Here is a 19788-nt window from a genome sequence, read left to right as displayed (position 1 = left end):
CGTGCATCGGCCAAATCTGATCACGGGAGAATTACAATGGACAAGGACAGCGTTGCGCCCGTCACGGGCGACGCCAAAGAACCGGCCTTCTATACGATGAAGGTCGCGCGCGAGTTCGGTGAGGAACTTGCGCGCCAGTACAAGGCCGTGTCGCCGATCCATCTCGTCACTGCCTTCGTTGAGGGGCTGATGAAGGACGGCGAGGTCGTCTCGATCAATCAGCTGCTGCGCAACGACAAGGTCACGAAGTGGCTGGAAGAGATTGGCGCGAGTGAGCGTCAGCTCCGCTCGGCGTTTAATACAACCCGAAAGTCGCGACGCGCTGCGGCGGCAGTCGAGACTGGTGTCGTGGTGCCGCCGCGACGCCGCAAGCGGGGCGCCGAGCAGGTGACCGACGGCGCTTAGCGGTCGCTACAAACGCGAGCAGCGGCGCACGGTCGCGTGCAACCGCTGCTCGCGCCAACACGTCGAAACGTAAACTGCCGGGCTTGCGACGCTCCAGCGTCGCACCCGCGCAGGAAGCAGCAGAACGGAAAAAAGGAAGCAGGTAGCGAGGGCTGGCCAGCGAATACCGCACCGCCCTTCGGGCGGTTCGGGCCGTCCTGCTCTGGCGCTGTCGCTTTGTCGCAGAACGGCATCGCTGGCCTTCCTCGCCGGGGACACCCCGGGCCCCTTCGTGCCGTTCGCCCGAGGAGAATGAAATGCCGGGACAACGTGGCAGCGAAACACGCCAGCGCCAGGTGATGTACACCATCCGCTGGTCGCCCGAGGAAGCGCAGCGGCTGGAGGAGATCGCCGCGGCATCGGGCTGCGGCAAGGCCGACGTGCTGCGCCGCCTGATCGCCTATGATCACAGCAGGATCATACCGACGCGCGAACTGACCCAACAAATCGCGGCCATCGGCAACAACCTCAACCAGATCGCCCGTTCGATAAACCAACTTCGCGCCCGTGCTGACGATCGGGCTGCATCGTCGGGCACGTTGTCGCAGCTTCAGAAGGCTGAGGGCGACTTCCGTCATGCGTATGACGAGATCGTCGCGATCAGGACTCAGATGGAGAACTGGCGATGATCCCGAAGGTCATGGCCGGCAGCGACTTTGCAGGGCTGAAGCGCTACCTGGTAGAGGATCGCGCCCACGATGTGCTCGAACCGTTAGGCGTGCCGCTCGACAGCCACATCGCGCAGATGGAGATGATCGCCAGGCTGAGCAGCCGGTGTAAAAAGCCGGTCAAGCACGTCACGTTCTCCGCCGCGATCGAAGACGGGAAGCTCACCGATGCCCTTTGGCTCCAGTTGGTCGACGAGGCGGAAGCGGAGTTCGGGATGGCCGGGCATCACCGTGTCGTCGTTCGGCACCACGACAAGCCGTACGATCACATCCACGTGTTCTGGTGCGCTGTAAGCGCCAACACCGGGCAAACACCCAAGCTGCACTTCCGCGTCGCAGATGCGTCGTTTCCCGAACTCGGTCCGCGTGCATTGTCGGTCGACCAGATGGTGCAGATGGCGCCGGGGGAGTTCAAGTCGAAATCATATGACGCGCACGCCCTGCTTCGGTTGCAGCACCTTTGCCGCGACTTCGAGAAGCAGCATGGCTTGCGACAATTGGCGACGCCCGAAGATGCCCGTACAGCGCGCGAGGAGGGCAAGAAGGGCAAGGTGCCAGCGTCCGATCGTCAGCAGCAACATCGTGTCGAACGGGTCGGAGACAGCCTGGTTGATCGCGCAGTGCAGGTTCGTGCCGCGCTGGACGCGCCTAATTGGGATCAGCGCGAGAGAATCCTTGTGGCCCTTGGCCTCGGCGTGCGGCCCGTGTTTGCACCATCGAAAAGCGGCCCGCGTCTGCGCGGCATCGTCGTCCACGATCTCGCCAATGAGCAGAACGCCGTTGCCGCATCGGCGTTCGATACCGGAACGGTGAAATATGGCATGTCAGCGCTCGACAAGCGGCGCGATCCCGAAACGCCAGTGTTCGCGGACTGGTGGGAGCGCCGTACGGTGTCACCGTCGCCAGCAGCGCAAGCGCGTACCGGGCAGCAGATACGCTACGAAGAAGAGCGGGAACGTCACGCCGCCCACGAAGCGCGTAAGGCGCGCGAACGTGTCGCGATCGAGCAGCGCTATAAGCTCGATGAGCGAAAGCTACGCAGCCGGTTGATGGCGCAGCGCCGAGCAGAAGCGGAGCAGTTGGAGGCCGATCAGCGTCGCCCTTTCTACGCTCGCTACGACGAAACCGTTCGCCGGCCGCAGCTCGACTTGTTGCATGATCGTCGTCGGGTTGAGCTTGCATCCTTAGCGCGCAAACGGATGCCGTCGTTCGCGACATGGAGGCGTAAGATGCAGCGTCTGGTCGCCGCGATGCACGCCAACTGGGCCAAGCTCGCGGACACTGTCGACGGTGCGGCGATGTCGGTGCAACGCATACCGGCGTTGGCGACGATCCCGGCGCTGTCGTCGGCTAAAGCGCTAACAACGACGGAAGGGAGGCCAGCCGGGATCCGGCAGTTGCGCGCCCTTGCGGGCGGGAACGAAGGCGTGCCGCAATCCCCAAGCATTAGGCCTGATGCGGCCAAGATTGGTGTTCTTCGGAGATCCAGCGTTCCTGGGCGATTCGAACAGAACGCAACTCTGGAGCACAAGTCGACGCCGCCGCCGCACATCGACCTGCAGGAGCCGATCGACGGCTATTATCCGCAGCTTATGCCCGGCGGTGTCCGTTATGCGCGTCGGCGCGAACCGCCGGCGTTCGTCGAGAAAGGACCACGCATCTCAGTCAAGATCGACAGCGACGACGCGCTTCGGGCGGCGCTCAAGCTGTCGCTGATGCGCACAGATGGGCCGATCGTGGCGCGCGCCGCGCCGGAGGTGATGGCGCGCATCTACCGCATCGCTACTACGCTCGGCGTTCGCGATCGCCTGATCGACGGCATGGCGGATACGCAGGCGAACGAGCAAGTCGAAGCCGGCTCGCGATCAGTATTGGGGACGAATGCCGCTCCGACGGCGGCGCCGCAGGCAAGCGATCGGGTCCAGGATGCCGGCAGGGTAAAGGGCCGCCTCCTTGCACTCGCCGAAGGCGAGAGCAAAAGAGCGGGCGCTCAGATCGCGAGACCGAAAGGGCCTGCTGTCGACGCAACGCCATCGGTGAGCAGCAAGCGCGGTCAGGAACGCTGAACGCGATGCTGCGCGAACCTCGAATACGAGGAGGGCGGGGCGGCCGGGCCGGCCGTAAAAGGTTTGGAGAAAGCCTGCGGCTGTGCCGTGAAGGCGAAATGATCGTGCGCGGGGGCGGCGTGCAGCCCGCCGCCCTTCGCGCAGATGAAGGACCTACCATGTTTATCGTTACCCGCGAGCACGAGCTCGCCCAGGCCCGCGTGCTCTCCGGCGCGCTTGCCCTGGCGGATCTGGCCGCCTGGACCATCGACCGATCGTCGTCGCTGCTCCTGCCGCCGGGATTTCGCAATTACCTCCATGTCACGCAGGCCGAGCTGTTGCTGGTGCCGTCGATCGAGCCGTCCTGCGGCGATCTGCGGCTGGTCGGCCGCGCTATGCGCGAAGCGCGCTGTGATGCGCTTGTCGTCAAGGCGTCGACCGAAGGCACGCGAACGCTGTACTGCGCGGTCGGGCACTGGCGGGGCGACGGCAACCACTGGCATCATGGTCGCCGTCTGTGGCTGTCGCGCTACAACGAGCCGTGGCTGGTGGCCGATCCCGCCGAGACCGAGGAAGTCGAGGTCTTCTATCAGCTGAATGGGGGACGGCTCCGTGCCAGGATCGAGCCGCCGACTTACAGCGACCATGATCTCGCCGCGGGGCTGCTGCGAGGCGATGCCTATCTCGCCGCGGTGTGGGGGGAGCTGTGATGGGCGCCCCGCTTGCGTGGATCAGCCCGGCCGCCGTGGACACGATGCTCTACGACGATCCGCTCGGCTCCATGCCCGACTTTGGTCTGGCGCTGCTACGTCCCAAGGCAAAAGGGAAACGCAACCTCACCGCTGACTTGGCGCGGGCCAAGTTGCAACCTAGCCGACCTGTCGACGCCGCATGGGGACCGGATGGTCTGTGGCCGATCACCTGCACGACCAGCCGGGTGGTGCCGGCGCCCGGTGTGGCGCTCGAGCCGGACGCGCTCGAGCAGATCTTCCACAGCTATGACGCGAAGATCAAGCCGCACCAGAAGCTGCTGGCGGTCGTACTGACGATGCGCTTCGCGCACGATTGGCAGGCAGCCGACATCCTGTCGCTGGTGGGTGCCTATGCGCTTCAGCACCTCGCGCTGGAGCGGCGGCTAACCAGCATGACCGTGGTGCACAGCCCGGGCGACGAGCTGTCGGCGCGGCGCCCGCATGCGCATTGCATCGTGCTCGCGCGGGTTCACCGGGCGTCGGGATGGGCGGAATTGCACCGCGATCTCACCGCCAAGGACGCGCAGACCAGCTTCCAGCGGGAGTGGCAGGGATTCCACGAAGCCTGGGCGCCGCAGTTCCGCGGACGCTGAAGCGAAGGCGGGAGCCGCGTGAAGGCTCCCGCCACCTGCCGGGGGCGAAGGGGAGGGTGGGTGAAGGTGTCCCCGATGGTGGGGACGAAAATGGAAGAAGCCAATGACCAACGATCACAACGACATCATCCGCGCCCACGTCGCCGCCGTTTCCTCGATGCTGCTCGGCAGCCGCCGTTTGAAGCCGTCGGTGGCGATCCTCGCTGGCAGTGCGCTCGATCTATCGGCGCGTGTCCAGCTTGGCCAGATCGCCAAGCAGACGAACGTCGACATGCTGCACCTTGCCTTCGAGGGGACAGGCGACAGCGTCCGCATGACCGACCTTTCAATCATCGTCGCGCGCGGCAACATCTGCTGGTCGCAGGTCGACTGCCGCTTGTGGTTGCCGCGCACGGGGTCGCGCGCGGTGATCCTGCCGCAGCCGCATGTGCGCGGCGGCTTCCGTCTCGCGCCGGGCGAGATCATCCACGTGGACAAGAAGCCGGCCGATACAGACGAGGGGATCGCTCGGGCCGAAACGCGGCTCCGGCGCCTGGTGGAACGGGGGGTCGATGTCACCGGTCAGGTCGAGATCAACGACCTGGCGCTGGCGGCGTGAGCAAACGGGCGGCCGGCCTATGTCGGCCGCCTCGACCATTCGGGCACTCCGCATTGATGCTCGAAGGCCGTTAGACCTCCGGTCGCCCGAGTCGACTCTTCTGTCTTGGTGCGCGCACGCCATGGCGGAGCCGGTCCTTCGGCCTGATCCGTATCGGCAGGTTCGCGGTTATATGTTGCGTGAAGGGTGTGGTGAAGTTCAGCGCGTCCAGCTTGATCGAGAGTTCCGCCTCTTCGTCGTAAGTGCGAGCCGTTTCCGTGTCGCCCTCATGGCCGAAGATGTCGCAGCGCACACTGTCCTGGACCACGCCCTTTAGCATCGACGTTGCAGTTCCACGAAAGCTGTGGACGTCCTTGTCCTTCCATGCGCCACGCACCCGGCGACGCGCTGATGTTCCTTCCGGGAACGCCCATGTTCGCCACGGCTCAAAGATGCTCTTGTAAAAGGTGCTGGCGAAGGTCTTCGCGTTAGGCGAGTCCATCTCGGGAAAAAGCATTTTGCATTTGGCCGCACGAATCTCTCGAATGTAATCGATAAAGCCCAAGCGGATAAGTTCAGGGTGGATCGGCAGCTTGCGAACCGATTGGACGTTCTTGAGCGCGCGGTCCTCGGTATAATCGATTTGAAGATATGGGATTGGCTCGTCTTCGTGAACCTCAGTCAACGCCAATCCAGCCAGTTCCGAACTGCGGCCACCATAGAGCGGTAGCATCAACGGCAACCAGTACCAGGCGTCGTGGATGATCTGGTCGCCGGATTCGAAGCGCTTGTCGATAGCGGCAGATCCCGTCCACATGGGGGCGGATAAGAGCCGCCGTACCTCTTCCTTGGTCCAGTTGATGCGCTTGTCGCGGTCTCGCTTTCGCGCTTTGCGGTTCTTCTTGCCCACACCCTGACGAGCGGTTTCGAACGTGATCGGCTGGGCAGGGCGATGACCTTCCGCCTCGGTTGCACCCGCGGCGTGCTTCAGGACGGACGTTATCCAGGTGAGGTGCTTGTTGATGGTATCCTGCGACGTCCCGAGCTCATCCGCGGGCATGGTCGTCGCGCGTTCCAGGCTGGCAGCGATGCCGCCCGCCTGTTCCGCCTTCGTCCGCCCCCAGCGGTTCGGCAGCTTTTGGCAGAGCTCGATGAACGCGGAGACGTGCCGCTGCCCGATGTCCTCGATGTGCACGTCTCCGCCGCAGGCATAATCGAAGAGGCGGATGGCAGTGCGCACCTGCTTCATCGTATCTGCGCTCCACGCTTTCTCCCGCTCGTAGGCGGCGATGCACTCTTCGGCGGCATCAAGCAGGCGCTTCTTCGGCTTGACTGGATCAGGGATGGGAGACGTATGCGCTGGTTCTGACGCATCGGTCGCCATTGGCACAAGGTGCGGGGATGGCTCGGCAGGCGCTGACGGCGTCTCCCACGCGAACGGCGCGTCATCCATCAACGCGTCGTCAATCCAGTCGGCGGCGACATCCGCGTCCAACGACAGGTGCGCGGTTGCCTCGCGACAAGCCGCAGCATTGGCAGCGCACACCGTTCGCCGCATCTTATCCAAATTGCCGTCTGTCGCCGCGATCCCAAAGGTGGTGACGTAGGCATCCATCTGGACGTGCGAGACAGGCACTCCGGTCTGGAGATTGAACACCAGGTCGCCGATCGACTTCGCACTGGCGGGGCTCCACCCCGAATCGACCAAGCGGTTATACTCGTCGAGCGTCCATTTCGCCGCAATCCCGTGTCTGGACAGGAAGCGCCATGCCTCAGCGTAAAGCGAGTTCATCGTGGCATGATCACCCGCAGGAGTTTGGCTACCGCCCTGATCCTCAAGGATGCGCTGCAATTGCCAGCGCAGGGCGTCGCTGAACACCCGCTTGAGCTGATCGGGGCTGACGCCCGACGACGACTGACCATATCCCATGCGCAACGCTTCCGCGGCCGAACCCAGGCGCAAGGCGATAACCCGCGCGTCTTTGTAGCTCATTGCGCCGATCGGTAACGCCAGCGTTAACTGCACGCCGGCGACCGTCATTTTTTTCCGCCACCAGTAGCTGCTGCCGCGCAGCGCCACGTTCGAGAAACCCATTCCGCCACCCCAGGGGGTACAGCGAGGGGTACAGTCGGGGGTACAACCGTCCCTAATCGCCGTCGTTAAGACACGAAATCAGAGACTTAGATGCGGATGGTCGGGGAGACAGGATTCGAACCTGCGACATCCTGCTCCCAAAGCAGGCGCGCTACCAGACTGCGCCACTCCCCGACGCTCGCGTTCGCTAGGCGTTGTTGCGGCCTTGCGCAAGTGAAGACGCGGTGGGCCCGGCAGGACTCGAACCCGCAACCTAGCCGTTATGAGCGGCCAGCTCTAACCGTTGAGCTACAGGCCCCCGCGTCGCGACTGACTATAAGCTGCGGGCGTTGCCGGCAATGCCAATCGCGCGGGAACTGTTGGAAAAGAAAAGGCGCCCCCGCCAACGGCAGGAGCGCCTGTTTCTTCAGAAGAACGGGCCTATTCAGCCCGCAACCGCCTTACTGGAGGTTGTCTGCACGCTCTTCGGCGACGTCACGGACGTTGTCCGCAGCGTCTTCCATGTTGTCGGCAGCGTTCTCGAGGCCCTCGGCAGCAACGGCATTCGCCGAGTTGTCAGCCAGATCCTCCAGGTTGTCCGCCATCATTTCCATGTTGTCGGCCATCATGTCGGCGTTGTTCTCGACCGCGGCGGCCTCCGGCGACTTCGAGCAAGCAGCCACGGACATCAGGCCGGCGGCGGCAGCGATCAGAACGATCTTCTTCATTCGAATGCTCCCAAGCATTAATTCGTTTCGCGGCCGACCCGTTTGCCGTCGCGAGCCCCGGCAAATACCGCACCAATCCGGTGGGTCAATCGGAAATTCATCTCACAGCAAGGTTCGCGACGAACCGTTTCAGCGTTTTTGCCGCTCAACCGGCCCGATTTCCTCCGGCGCATTGGCCACAACGGCCAGCATCGCCGTCCACGCGGCGACATTCTGGCGCAGATTCTCGGGATCGACCCGGTCAAGCGTGTCATCGGGGGTGTGGTGCGTATCGAAATAGTCGAGACCGGACTGGTTCAGGTCAACGCCGGCGACGCCAAGCGCCACGGTGGGCCCGATGTCGGCGCCGCTGCCGCCCGGCCCATTGCCGCGCACGATCCCGAGCGGCGCCAGCGCCGCGGCGAGACGGTCGCCCATTGGCTTGGCCGTATCGGGCAAAGTCACGCCCAGCCGCCAGACCTTGTCCGCGCCGAAATCGCTTTCGGCGGCAAGGGCGTGGCGCTCCTGACCGTGCCGCGCGGCATAATCGCGTCCGCCAAAGCCGCCGACTTCCTCCGCGCCGAACCAGACCACGCGGATGGTGCGGCGGGGGCGCTTGCCGCTGTCGAGGATCCGCTTCGCTGCGGCGGCGGTGATCGCCACGCCGCTGGCGTCGTCAATCGCGCCAGTCGCGAGATCCCAGCTGTCGAGATGGCCGCCGACAAGGACAATGCCGGCGTTCGGATCGCTGCCCGGGACTTCGGCGATGACATTGCCGGATTCCTGCTCACCAACCTGGCGGGGCGTCAGCAGCAGCTTCATGCGGATCGGCTTGCCACGTTTCGCCAGGGCCTCGATCAGCTTGGCATCGGGCACCGACAGAGCGGCGGCGGGAATGGCCGTGGTGCCTTCGGGGAAATTGGTCGTGCCGGTGTGCGGCAGACGATGCGTATCCGTCCCGATCGAGCGGATCACGATGGCGGCCGCGCCCTTCCTGGCGGCGAGGGCCGGGCCAGCGAAGCGGGCGACACCGGCCTGGCCATAGCTTGAGCCGTCCTGCGTCTTCATCATCGCATTGCCGACATAGGCGATCTTGCCCGCAAGGCTGCCGTCCGGCGCGGCGGCGAGATCGCCATAGCTCGCGAAGATCACGACATCGGCCTCTAGGCCAGTTGCTGGTGTGGCGCCGGAATTGCCGAGCGCCGCGAGATGAAGCTTCTGCGGAACAGGCGCCACGATCTCGCCGCGCTCCTCGCCGCGCATCCATACGGGCATGCGATAGGTTTCGATGCGGACGTTCTTGAAGCCAAGTGCCTTCAGCTTTGCGGCGCTCCAGACCCGCGCGCGCGCCTCCGCCTCCGTTCCGGCGAGGCGCTGGCCCACCTCCGTCGTCATGCCCTCGACAATGTCATAGGCCACGTCGTCCTTCAGCGCGGCATCGCGCAGGGCGGCGACCTGCGGATCCACCCGAACGGGCGCCGGCGGTGCGGCGCGCTGGGCCAGGACGGGCGCTGAAGTGGCGAGAAGGGCGGCGGCGAGGGTGAGGCGGCTGATCATGAAGCTCGCGTAAGTTGCCGCGCCAAGTTTGCCAACGGCCTGTCGCATCATTACATGCCCGCCCACAATTCTCAGCCATTCCAGTCTACGGAGCGACAGGCGACCCATGGCCGTCCAGTATACCTACGTCATGAAGGGTCTGACCAAGACCTTCCCGGGCGCCAACAAGCCGGTGCTCAACAACATTCACCTGCAGTTCCTGCCGGGCGCGAAGATCGCGATCATCGGCCCGAACGGGTCGGGCAAGTCGACGCTGATGAAGATCATGGGCGGGATCGACACCGAATATCAGGGCGAGGCCTGGGCCGCGGAAGGCGTTAAGGTCGGCTATCTGCCGCAGGAGCCGCAGCTCGATCCGGACAAGACGGTGATCGAGAATGTGCGCATGGGTGCGGGCCCGATCGTTGGCATGATCGATCGGTTTAATGCCATCTCGGCCGAAATGGGCGATCCCAAGGACGACACCGATTTCGACGCGCTGATGGAGGAGATGGGCGACCTTCAGGCGAAAATCGACGCGGCCGACGGCTGGAGCCTCGATTCGCAGCTGGAGCAGGCGATGGAGGCGATGCGCTGCCCACCGTCCGATTCTCCGGTCACGAACCTGTCGGGCGGTGAGAAGCGCCGCGTGGCGCTGGTCCGCCTGCTGCTGGAAAAGCCGGACATCCTGCTGCTCGACGAGCCGACCAACCACCTCGACGCCGAAAGCGTGAGCTGGCTGGAGAACTTCCTGAAGGAATATACCGGCAACGTCATCCTGGTGACGCACGACCGTTACTTCCTCGACAATGTCGTGAACTGGGTGCTCGAGCTGGATCGCGGGCGTTATTACACCTACGAGTCGAACTACTCCGGTTATCTGGAGAAGAAGGCCAAGCGGCTGGAGCAGGAAGAGCGCGAGGAGGCCGGCCGCCAGAAGGCGATCGCGGACGAACTCGCCTGGATGCGCCAGACCCCCAAGGCGCGCCAGACCAAGAGCAAGGCGCGTATCCGCGCCTTTGACGAGCTGGTGGAGAAGCAGGAAAACCGCGCAATCGGCAAGGCGCAGATCCTGATCCAGATTCCCGAGCGCCTCGGCGGCAAGGTGATCGAGGCCAAGGGGCTGACCAAGGCCTATGGCGACAAGCTGTTGTTCGAGGATCTCGACTTCATGCTCCCGCCTGGCGGCATCGTTGGCGTCATCGGCCCGAATGGCGCCGGCAAGTCGACCCTGTTCAAGCTGATCACCGGGCAGGAACAGCCGGATGGCGGCACGATCGAGGTCGGCCAGACGGTAAAACTCGGCTATGTCGACCAGAGCCGCGACGCGCTGGATCCGAACAAGAACGTCTGGGAGGAAATCTCCGACGGTCTCGACATTTTTCGTTTCGGCAAGCAGGAGCTGGGCACGCGCGCTTATGTCGGCGCGTTCAACTTCAAGGGCCAGGACCAGCAGAAGAAGGTCGGCCAGCTGTCCGGCGGTGAGCGCAACCGCGTGCACATCGCCAAGATGCTGAAGGAGGGCGGCAACGTCCTGCTGCTCGACGAACCGACCAACGACTTGGACGTGGAAACGCTGCGTGCCTTGGAAGAGGCGCTGGAGAGCTTCGCGGGCTGCGCCGTGGTGATCAGCCACGATCGCTTCTTCCTTGATCGCCTGTGCACGCACATTCTGGCGTTTGAGGGCAACAGCCACGTCGAATGGTTCGAGGGCAATTTCGAGGCGTATGAGGAGGACAAGCGCCGCCGCATGGGCGACGCGGCAGACCGCCCGACGCGCCTAGCCTACAAGAAGCTGACGCGCTGATCCGGCCTGATCGTCACCCTGGCTGGCCGGGGTGACGGTGGATCAAGGAAAAGGCCCGCCCGGCTGATGCCGCGGCGGGCCTTTTCATTAGAGTTTGGTCAACTCATCTCGATGCAGAGCGGCCTTCGCCGGCGAGGCGCTTCAACCGGGGTGGATGAGATCTAGCTGTGTTGGCTATTGGCGCTGATCGGCGCTCTTGGCGCGGATGGCGCGGAATTCCGATGCGGGGCGCCATTCGGGCCAGACTCCTGCCTTGGAGAGCCGCTGGCCCATCGTGTGGAACAGGTCGACATCCTGCGCCGCGCCGGTGAAGTTCCAGTCCGGCGCCCAAGCGTCGCAGGTCTTGTGATAGCAGGCCATGTAGGCGTCGAGCCACTTCTGCCCCGCTTCCCGCCCGCCGACGCGCATGTCGCTCGCGCCGCCGAGTGCCATCAGCTGCAGCGCGGGAACGCCGCGGCGCACGACCGAAAAGTGGTCTGCGCGGTAGAAGAGGCCGCGCTCGCTGGCGGTCTCCGGCGTGACGACGCGGTTCTGCGCGCGCGCCGCGTCGGTCAGCAGATCCTCGAGCGAGGATTGGCCGGCGCCGACCAGGATCACGTCCTTCGCCTCACCGGCTGTCTGAAGAATGTCGAGCGTCAGGTTGGCGACGGTCTTTTCCAGCGGCGCGGTGGGGCGGGTGGCAAACCATTCGGAGCCGAGCAGGCCGCGTTCCTCGGCGGTCCACAAGGCGAAGACGAGCGTGCGGTCGGGCGCAGGGCCAGCCTTGAACAGCCGGGCGAGCTCCATCACCCCGGCAACGCCGAGCGCATCGTCATTCGCGCCGGGGCGGATGGTGCGGCCCTGCGCATCGGGCGGGCCTTCGCCATAGGCGTCCCAATGCGCGGCGAACTGCACGGTCTCGGCCGGCTTTACCCGGCCAGGGATCTTGGCGATGACATTGGCGCTCTCGATCCGATCGACCGCCACCGGGAGCTGCGCCGTGAAGCGCGCCTTGAGCGGGACGGGCTTGAAGGCGGCGGAGCGGGCCTGCAAGCGCAGCGCGGCGAGATCCAGCTTTTCGGCGGTGAACAGGCGATCGGCAGCTTCGGCGGACAGCCAGCCCTGCAGGGCGATACGCTGGTCCTCGGGGCCGCGGACGATATCGTAATTCTCGCCGTTTGAGGCGTTGGCGGTCGACCAGGGATAGCCTGCGCCGGCGGTGTCGTGGACGATCAGCGCACCAACTGCGCCGCGACGTGCCGCCTCTTCGTACTTGTAGGTCCAGCGACCGTAATAGGTCATGCGCTTGTCGCCGAAGCGGCCCTTGGCATCGACCCCGGCGGGTGCCTCGAAGTCGGGATCGTTGACAAGGAAGACGGCGATCTTGCCCTTCAGGTCCACGCCCTTGAAATCATCCCACTGCGCTTCGGGCGCGCTGACGCCGTAGCCGACGAAGACGAGCGGCGCGTCTGCGATCGAGACCGCAGCATCCGGGCGAACCGTGGTCAGCGCCACGTCGGTGCCCTGAACAAGCTTGGTCGCGCCGAACATCACCGGTCCGTCGCCCAGGCGAGTGTGGATCAGCGGCACTTTCTGCGTCCAGGCGCCGTCCGGCCCGCCCGGCTCCAGCCCCAGTGCCTTGAAACGGGCGATCGCCCACTCGATCGTCTTCTTCTCGCCATCTGTACCGGGGGCACGGCCACCAAACGGGTCGGAGGCGAGCTCCTTCACCATCGCCGACAGCTTGGCCGGATCGGTCCGGGGTGGTTCGGCAGCCGAGATGGCGATCAGCGGCAGGAGATAAGCGATCTTGTTCTTCATCAACGCACCCTACGCACGAAAACGCGGCCGTCTTCACGCCGCTCGGTATTGAAATTGGGGACGGCGGCAATCAAGTCCGACAGGCGCTTGTAGCCATAGTTGCGCACGTCAAAGCTTGAGCGGTTCGCCGCAAGCTGCCCCATGGCGGACAGGCTGACGAAGCCTTTTTCATCGCGCTTAACCGCGGAATAAGCGTCGATCAGAAGCTTCACCAGTTCCTCGTCGATGGACGCAGGGGCGGCCGGCGCCGCCGGCTCTTGCGTTGCAGCCGGCACCGGCGGGGAAGCCGGTTCCGGTTCCTTGCTTCGCGCGCTGGACGCGGCTCCGGTGGGCGGATCCTTTACCGGGGGAGGAGCCGGAGGCGGGGTCTGCTTGGCTTCGTCCGCCTCCGCCGCCATCAGCTTGTCGACGTCGATGAAGCGGGTGCAGGCGCGCTTGAAGCCTTCGGGTGTCTTGGCTTGGCCGAAGCCATAAACGGGCAGGCCATCCTGCCGCAGCCGCGTCGCCAGAGGCATGAAGTCCGAGTCCGAGGACATGATGCCAAAGCCCTCGACCCGCCCGCGGAACAGAAGGTCCATCGCATCGATGGTCATCTTCATGTCGGTGGCGTTCTTGCCCTTGGTGATGTCGAACTGCTGCTGCGGCTCAATGCCGTGCTTGATCGTCATCTCGCGCCAGCCGCTCAGCGCCGGCTTGGACCAATTGCCGTAAACGCGGCGGATGTTGACCGTGCCGAGTTCGGCAAGAACGGTGAGCACCGGGTCGATCGCGTGCCAGCTGGCATTGTCCGCGTCGATCAGCAGCGCGATGTTGCGGGTGGGGGTGTCGTCGCTCGCCATGCCCCAGCGCCATCGGCGCTGGGGGCGCCGGCGTCAATCAGCCGTTGCTGCCGCGCCGGTCGCTGGGCAGCGCGACATCGGCGTCGATGTCATCCTGTTTGGTGGCGCGGGTAGTGCCGTCCGGGTCGTCCACCTGCTTCAGATCCGCCTTCGAGCCGATGTCGCGGGCCAGCGCACCGCCGCTGGTGCCGGTCTGTGCCTCGCCGGCCGGGATCATCCCTTCGATCACGTCCTTGTCGTCATGATCGCGGGCGGTGGTGGTGCGGCTATTCTCTGCCATGATCGATCTCCTTCGTGCCCGAAACAACGAGGGGGCAGGGGCAGAGGTTTCGTCAGGCTGCGGGATAAGTGATGGCAATCACCTCATATTCCCTTTCGCCGGCGGGCAGTGCCACGCGGCGCAGGTCACCGATCGCCGCGCCGCGCAGCGCACGGGCGAGGGGCGCGTTCCAGCCGATCAGCCCCTTGCCGGCATCCGCCTCGTCATCGCCCACCAAGGTCAGCTCGCGGTGGTTGTCATCCTCATCGGCAATGGTGACGGTGGCGCCGAAGAAGACGCGGGTGCGGTCGGGCGCCTGTGCCGGATCGACCACCTTGGCCGCCTTCATCCGCCGCGACAGGAAGCCCAGCCGCCGGTCGATCTCCCGCAGCCGCTTGCGCCCGTAGATATAGTCCCCGTTCTCGGAACGGTCGCCGTTTCCGGCCGCCCAGGCGATGGTTTCGACCAGCGCCGGGCGCTCAGTGGCGAAAAGCAGGTCATATTCGGCCCGCAATGCCGCATAGCCGGCCGGGGTGATGTAGTTCGGGCGATCCATCAGCGGCCCTTAGCCAACCGGCGCCGGCTCCGCGACCTCCCCGTCGTGAGAACGGAGAGGTCAGCCCATCATCCCGCGCGATTGCGCCCCAGATACCAGCTGAGGTTCGCCGGGCCCCGGCTCTTCGCGCGCGGCGGGTTCAGCAAATCATAGACCACCGCATTTTCCAGCACGCGCTGCACATAGTTGCGCGTCTCCATGTAAGGTATCGCCTCGATCCACTCGACCATGTCGATCGCGCCGGTGCGCGGATCGCCATTGGCGCGCAGCCACTTGTTCACATTGCCCGGCCCGGCGTTGTAGGCGGCGATCGCCAGCGGATAGCTGCCATAGATGCCGAAGATCCGCTGAAAATAGCTGGAGCCGAGCTGCGTATTGTAGCTGGTGTCGGTGAGCAGGCGCGGCGCATCATAGGGGAGGCCCATCTTGCCCGCCTGTTCGCGCGCCGTGCCGGGCATCAGCTGCATTAGCCCGCGCGCGCCGGCGGAGGAGATGGCGGCGCGGTCGAACTGGCTTTCCTGCCGCGCGATCGCATGGATCATGGTCCACTGGCTGTCGTACCCCGGCGGCACCGACACAGTGGGGAAGGCGATGGCGCTATATTCCGTCTGGTCGTTCTGCATCGCCTTGCGGCCAACGATCACGGCGAGGTCCGGCCGGCGCAGCGAGCGCGACAGCTCTTCGGCGAGGAAGTGATCGGCATCGCTTTCGACATTGGCGGCGATGGTCCGCACAAAGGCGGTCTGATCCTGATACTGGCCAATGGAGCCGAGGAACTGCGCCGCTCGGACCGTTTCCTGGCCGAAGAAAGCTTGCCGCGTTGTCGGGTCGATCGCCGGCGCCGTGACATCGCGCGGTGCCGAGAGCGGCCGGCGCAAATGTTCGAGCGACAGCTGGCCGTAGAATTGATCGCGATAACCGGCGGCGCGATTGAAGAAGGCGGTGGCATCGGTCGTGCGCCCGGCCGCTTCCGCGGCGCGGCCGGCCCAATAGAAGCCCTTCGCCCGGGTCTGCGGCGATTGGCTGCCGCGACCATAACGATCGAACATCGTCATCGCGTCCGCCGGTCGCCTCAGCTGCTTCAGCGCGGTCTGCCCGGCGAGCCATACGAGGCTCGTGTAATCATCACGCTCACCATAGGGCTTCTTCGAGACGTCGGTGCCGGCGGGGTAGGCGTCGTCCACCTGCCGGGCGATGTCATAGGCGAGCTGGTGCTGATTGTCGGACGAGGCCGCGCGCGCATTGGTGAGCAGGACCTCGTAGAATTCCTCCACATCGCCGGGGCGCGCCATGCCGGGCTGCCGCGCGCGCGCCAGCCAGGAGCGGGCGCTGGCACTCGCGCCATTGTTGCGCAGCCAGGTCGCCTTGTCGGCGATATAGCCAGCGTCGGACGCGCCAGCGGCGTCGTTCGCGGCGGCAAGGCTGGAGGCGCGCTCCGCATCAGTGCGGAAGGCGAGCCGCGCCTCGAACAATGCGCGGCGGGCAGGGGAGGTGAACGCGATCTGACGCGCGGCATTGCTGGTCGATCCCTGCCACAGCAAGGCGTCCATGCGCGCATCGTGATCTTCTGGCCGCAATGCACCGGCGAAGCCCGTCAGGATCATGGATTCATCGGTGGGCGCCAGCGCGCCGCGACGCCAGGCATTGCGCGCCGCCTCATAGGCCTCGGCGGTCGCGCCCGTCGCCTGCAGCGCCCTGGCCTGTGCCACCGCGCCAGCCGCGGTGAGTGGGGGGTAGCGGCGGAAGAAGGCAGCGACATTCGCAGGCGAGGCATAGCCATTGCCCGCCTGCCGCTCGGCCGCGCGCCGGTTGGCGGCTTCGTTGGGCCAGCCCGGATGCGCCATCAGGAAGCCGGCATAGCTGTCGAACGGCAGCGAATCGGTCTGCTGCAATGCGCGCCACTGCGCGAGCGCGGCGGCCAGATCCGAATTGCTGGTCGCCTGCGGCATGGCGGCGGGTTGCCCCTGTGCCATCACATTGGCGGACCGCGTCCGCGCAGCCTCGTCCTGATCCTGAGCGACGAGCAGCGCCGCCCCCATACCCAATGCCAGTGCGATCAATGCCCCTGCCCTCAATCCAGTCACCATTGTGGACAGAATAGCCGGGCTACCCGTATCTGTCCTGAACGACCCAACGCACCACACCCCGTTTCAGGAGCAACACATGTTTTCCGGATCGATTCCGGCGCTCGTCACGCCGTTCGACGCCGACGGCCGGTTCGTCGAGCACGCCTATCGCGAGCTGATCGAATGGCAGATCAGCGAGGGCTCAACGGCGCTCGTTCCCTGCGGGACGACCGGGGAGGCGGCGACGCTGACCAAGGACGAGCAGTTCGCCATCGTGAAGATCTGCGTGGAGCAGGTGCGTGGGCGCGTGCCGGTGATCGCTGGCGCCGGATCGAACGACACGCGGGTGGCGGCGGCGAACATCGCGGCGGCAAAGGAAGCCGGCGCGGACGCCGCGCTGATGGTGCCGCCTTATTACAACCGGCCCTCTCAGGAAGGGATCTTCCAGCATTTCGCCGCGCTGGCGCCCACCGCGGGCCTGCCGGTGGTGCTTTACAACGTGCCGGCGCGCACCGTGACTGACATCCTGCCCGAAACGCTGATCCGCATCGTCGAGGCCTATCCCAAGGTGTTCGTGGGCGTGAAGGACGCGTCGGGCGTGTTGCAGCGCGTATCGCAGCATCGCGCCGCGCTTGGCGACGGCTTCTGCCAGCTTTCCGGCAATGACGATCTCGCGCTGGCGTTCAACGCTCTGGGCGGGGTGGGCTGCATCTCGGTGACGGCCAATGTGGCGCCGCGGCTGTGCGCCGAGTTCCAGGCGGCGGGCACCGGCCCGGAGGCGCTGGCGCTGCACGATCGGCTGTTCGCGCTTCATACGTCGCTGTTCACCGACGCCTCTCCGGGCCCGGTGAAGTATGCCATGACCAAGGTCCGCCCCGATTTCCCGAACGCGTTGCGCCTGCCGATGACCTGGCCCGGCGAGCTGAGCCGCGCTGCCGTCGATGCTGGATTGCAGAGGGCCGGCCTCACGCAATGATCTTCAGGCGCTCCGCGAAACAGGCGCAAGAGGCATTTCTCAAACGCTTTGAACCTGATGCGGGCGGCTACCTCTTTCGCACGGCGCCGACGGCCGCTCCGGTTCGCGTGACGGAGAAGGAACGCGACGAGGAACTCGCCACCTTTCTTCGCGGCGTGCAGTGGGTGTCCTGGGCGATGCTGGCAGGCCTGTTTGCCGTTGCCGCCGTGATGGCGTTTGCTGTTCCTCAGTTCGACACTGCTCCGTCCGACTTTCTGATCTGGGCAGGGGCCGGAACAATCATCGGGTTGTATGTCCTCGGCTGGTGGTGGCTTTGGCGATCGCCGGCCCGCCGCTTCGAGAGAAGGGCGGTGGTGGGACCAAGCCGGACGCGTGCTGAAGCCAGGCGCACCGCGCTTGCCAGCCTGTCATGGGGGCGATTGGCGCTTTCCTTTGGTTTCGCCGCAATGCTGATGGCCTGTTCCCTGAATGGCGAATATGTTTGGGCGGGTCTCGGAGCGGTCACGGCAATGTTCGTGGCGGTACAGGCAGTGCGCAAGCTGATCGCTGGTCGATCGAAGGCCGTGCAGGGCAGCTGAGCGAGCCATGATCCCGACACAATCTGTCGCCAGCTTTCGGCGGTAATCGTCGGGGGACCAGGGTGCCCGGTTGGTGGATGCTCGCGCTGCAGGTTGCTGGTCCGCCGGCATCCGTTCCCGCCCGCCGTGCCGACGAGCGACCTTGTCCGACGCCGGAGCCGGGCGCGGAAATCGTCGTCTGTGCGCGACCGAATGACCGGTTCCGCCTGAAGCCTTTGCCCGAGCGCTTCGTTGCCGAGCGCGCACCGCCAAAGGCGGAGGCGGCGATTGCCGGGGTCGGCACGGTTGCGGCGGAAGTGGAGCAAGCGCGCGATGCCCAGGGCGCACCGATCAATCGGGCGATGATCCGCCTTCGCATCCCGATCGGCGGCAAGAAACGCTGAACACCCAGCCTTTCCACGAGGCGCTCGACCGCCTACATCGCCCCGTCCATGCCACGTCCCAAGCCAGCCACCTTCGACAAGAAGAAGATCGTCGCCGAAAACCGCCGCGCGCGTTTCGATTATTCGATCGACACCACCTATGAAGCGGGGATCGTGCTGACCGGCACGGAGGTGAAGAGCCTGCGGTTCGGCGAGGGATCCATTGCCGAAAGCTATGCCGAAGTGAGCGACGGCGGCGTCTGGCTGGTGAATTCCAACATTCCCGAGTTCAGCCACGGCAACCGCTTCAACCACGAACCCAAGCGGCCCCGTAAACTCCTGCTTCATGAGCGCGAAGTTAGAAAGCTTCACGGCGCGGTGGCGCGCGAAGGTATGACGCTGGTGCCCCTGATGATCTACTTCAACAGCCAGGGGCGGGCGAAGGTGGAGTTGGCGTTGGCGAAGGGCAGAAAGGCGCACGACAAGCGTGACGCCATCAAGGAGCGCGACTGGAAGCGTGAGGCCGGCCGCCTGATGCGCGAGCGCGGCTGATGACGACGCGTGCGCTGACCATCTGGCAGCGTCTCGCGGCGTGGTGCCATCGCAATCTGCCGACCCGCGAATCGCTGGAAAAAAGCCGGCTGCTCCGCCCGGTGGCACATCGCGTGCTGGCGCCGGAACTGTGGCGATTCACCCGGCGCTCCGTGCCGCGCGGCGTGGCGCTGGGCATGGTGACGGGTATCCTGTTTCCGGTGGCGCAGATCCCCTTTTCCGCGATGCTGGCGCTGCCCTCCCGCGCCAATATCCCGGCGGCGGCATTGACGACCTTCATCACCAATCCCGTCACCACGCCCCCGCTCTGGGTGCTGGCTTATTGGATCGGCAAATGGGCGCTGCATCTGGACCAGGCATTGCCCGGCGATCCGGTGAGCAAGGCGGCGCAGGATGCCGCGCAATCCGGATGGATGCAGTGGCTGATGTCGGATGCTGCGCCGGCGACGGCGTTGGGACTGTTGATCGTGACGGCAGTTCTGTCGCTGGCGGGTTATGGTCTTTCGGCGCTGGGCTGGAGACTGTGGATTGCTCGAAAATGGCGCCATCGTCATCGGCGGGACCACATTGACGAGGCGTCTTAACTATATAAAACAC

General features: G+C 65.2%; 20 protein-coding genes and 2 tRNA genes. 12 read left to right on the top strand and 10 right to left on the bottom strand.

Annotation, left to right across the window (positions count from 1 at the left end):
- Positions 1-36: 36 nt before the first annotated feature.
- From BMX36_RS07230 to BMX36_RS07205, 6 genes are all read left to right on the top strand, one after another.
- Positions 37-405 (top strand): hypothetical protein, encoded by a 369-nt coding sequence (locus BMX36_RS07230; protein ID WP_093064179.1) that lies wholly within the window; start codon positions 37-39, stop codon positions 403-405.
- Positions 406-701: 296 nt separating this feature from the next.
- Positions 702-1073, top strand: a complete 372-nt coding sequence (mobC, locus tag BMX36_RS07225; protein WP_093064177.1) for a plasmid mobilization protein — start codon at positions 702-704, stop codon at positions 1071-1073.
- Positions 1070-3178, top strand: coding sequence for a relaxase/mobilization nuclease domain-containing protein (locus BMX36_RS07220; RefSeq protein WP_093064175.1), 2109 nt, complete (start codon positions 1070-1072; stop codon positions 3176-3178). Before mobC ends, BMX36_RS07220 begins: the two co-directional genes overlap by 4 nt.
- A gap of 158 nt (positions 3179-3336) precedes the next feature.
- Positions 3337-3867, top strand: coding sequence for a hypothetical protein (locus tag BMX36_RS07215; RefSeq protein WP_143058526.1), 531 nt, complete (start codon positions 3337-3339; stop codon positions 3865-3867).
- Positions 3867-4502: a hypothetical protein gene (locus BMX36_RS07210; RefSeq protein ID WP_093064171.1), complete on the top strand. Its 636-nt coding sequence runs from the start codon at positions 3867-3869 to the stop codon at positions 4500-4502. Before BMX36_RS07215 ends, BMX36_RS07210 begins: the two co-directional genes overlap by 1 nt.
- 103 nt (positions 4503-4605) lie before the next feature.
- Positions 4606-5100: a hypothetical protein gene (locus tag BMX36_RS07205; protein WP_093064169.1), complete on the top strand. Its 495-nt coding sequence runs from the start codon at positions 4606-4608 to the stop codon at positions 5098-5100.
- A 70-nt stretch (positions 5101-5170) separates the two neighbouring features.
- Here BMX36_RS07205 and BMX36_RS07200 read toward each other — a convergent pair whose 3' ends face one another.
- The 5 genes from BMX36_RS07200 to BMX36_RS07180 all read right to left on the bottom strand — a co-directional run bounded on the left by BMX36_RS07200 (position 5171) and on the right by BMX36_RS07180 (position 9417).
- A complete protein-coding gene (locus BMX36_RS07200; protein ID WP_093064167.1) occupies positions 5171-7174 on the bottom strand; it encodes a site-specific integrase in 2004 nt (667 codons plus the stop codon).
- Positions 7175-7271: 97 nt separating this feature from the next.
- A tRNA-Pro gene (locus BMX36_RS07195) sits at positions 7272-7348 on the bottom strand.
- A 51-nt stretch (positions 7349-7399) separates the two neighbouring features.
- Positions 7400-7472, bottom strand: a tRNA-Ile gene (locus BMX36_RS07190).
- A gap of 142 nt (positions 7473-7614) precedes the next feature.
- On the bottom strand, positions 7615-7881 hold the full coding sequence (locus tag BMX36_RS07185) for a hypothetical protein (protein ID WP_066781039.1): 267 nt from the start codon (positions 7879-7881) through the stop codon (positions 7615-7617).
- A 129-nt stretch (positions 7882-8010) separates the two neighbouring features.
- Positions 8011-9417 (bottom strand): M20/M25/M40 family metallo-hydrolase, encoded by a 1407-nt coding sequence (locus tag BMX36_RS07180; protein WP_177179045.1) that lies wholly within the window; start codon positions 9415-9417, stop codon positions 8011-8013.
- A 106-nt stretch (positions 9418-9523) separates the two neighbouring features.
- Between BMX36_RS07180 and ettA the strand changes: the two genes are divergently transcribed.
- Entirely contained in the window at positions 9524-11203 is a 1680-nt protein-coding gene (gene ettA, locus BMX36_RS07175) for an energy-dependent translational throttle protein EttA (protein WP_066781040.1), read from the top strand.
- Between the two features lie 174 nt (positions 11204-11377).
- Here ettA and BMX36_RS07170 read toward each other — a convergent pair whose 3' ends face one another.
- The 5 genes from BMX36_RS07170 to BMX36_RS07150 form a co-directional block, all read right to left on the bottom strand.
- Complete coding sequence (locus BMX36_RS07170) at positions 11378-13003, bottom strand: M28 family peptidase (RefSeq protein ID WP_093064165.1); 1626 nt, start codon at positions 13001-13003, stop codon at positions 11378-11380.
- Positions 13003-13842, bottom strand: coding sequence for an NYN domain-containing protein (locus tag BMX36_RS07165; protein ID WP_093064163.1), 840 nt, complete (start codon positions 13840-13842; stop codon positions 13003-13005). The genes BMX36_RS07170 and BMX36_RS07165 overlap by 1 nt, the downstream gene beginning before the upstream one ends.
- 37 nt (positions 13843-13879) lie before the next feature.
- On the bottom strand, positions 13880-14122 hold the full coding sequence (locus tag BMX36_RS07160; RefSeq protein WP_066781046.1) for a hypothetical protein: 243 nt from the start codon (positions 14120-14122) through the stop codon (positions 13880-13882).
- A 52-nt stretch (positions 14123-14174) separates the two neighbouring features.
- Positions 14175-14657 (bottom strand): transcription elongation factor GreB, encoded by a 483-nt coding sequence (greB, locus tag BMX36_RS07155; RefSeq protein WP_093064161.1) that lies wholly within the window; start codon positions 14655-14657, stop codon positions 14175-14177.
- Positions 14658-14725: 68 nt separating this feature from the next.
- Positions 14726-16744: a lytic transglycosylase domain-containing protein gene (locus tag BMX36_RS07150; protein WP_093064159.1), complete on the bottom strand. Its 2019-nt coding sequence runs from the start codon at positions 16742-16744 to the stop codon at positions 14726-14728.
- Positions 16745-16820: 76 nt separating this feature from the next.
- Here BMX36_RS07150 and dapA point away from each other — a divergent pair, with 76 nt between their 5' ends.
- The 5 genes from dapA (at position 16821) to BMX36_RS07125 (ending at position 19775) form a co-directional block, all read left to right on the top strand.
- Complete coding sequence (gene dapA, locus BMX36_RS07145; RefSeq protein WP_093064157.1) at positions 16821-17699, top strand: 4-hydroxy-tetrahydrodipicolinate synthase; 879 nt, start codon at positions 16821-16823, stop codon at positions 17697-17699.
- Complete coding sequence (locus BMX36_RS07140; protein WP_093064155.1) at positions 17696-18277, top strand: phage holin family protein; 582 nt, start codon at positions 17696-17698, stop codon at positions 18275-18277. Before dapA ends, BMX36_RS07140 begins: the two co-directional genes overlap by 4 nt.
- Positions 18278-18339: 62 nt before the next feature.
- Entirely contained in the window at positions 18340-18660 is a 321-nt protein-coding gene (locus BMX36_RS07135; RefSeq protein WP_143058525.1) for a hypothetical protein, read from the top strand.
- 48 nt (positions 18661-18708) lie between these two features.
- Complete coding sequence (smpB, locus tag BMX36_RS07130; protein ID WP_066781057.1) at positions 18709-19191, top strand: SsrA-binding protein SmpB; 483 nt, start codon at positions 18709-18711, stop codon at positions 19189-19191.
- Positions 19191-19775 (top strand): DUF2062 domain-containing protein, encoded by a 585-nt coding sequence (locus BMX36_RS07125; protein ID WP_066781058.1) that lies wholly within the window; start codon positions 19191-19193, stop codon positions 19773-19775. Before smpB ends, BMX36_RS07125 begins: the two co-directional genes overlap by 1 nt.
- Positions 19776-19788 lie beyond the last annotated feature (13 nt).

The sequence above is a fragment of the Sphingomonas sp. OV641 genome, from assembly GCF_900109205.1.
Lineage (GTDB): Bacteria > Pseudomonadota > Alphaproteobacteria > Sphingomonadales > Sphingomonadaceae > Sphingomonas.
This window is presented reverse-complemented; position numbering and strand designations above follow the sequence as displayed.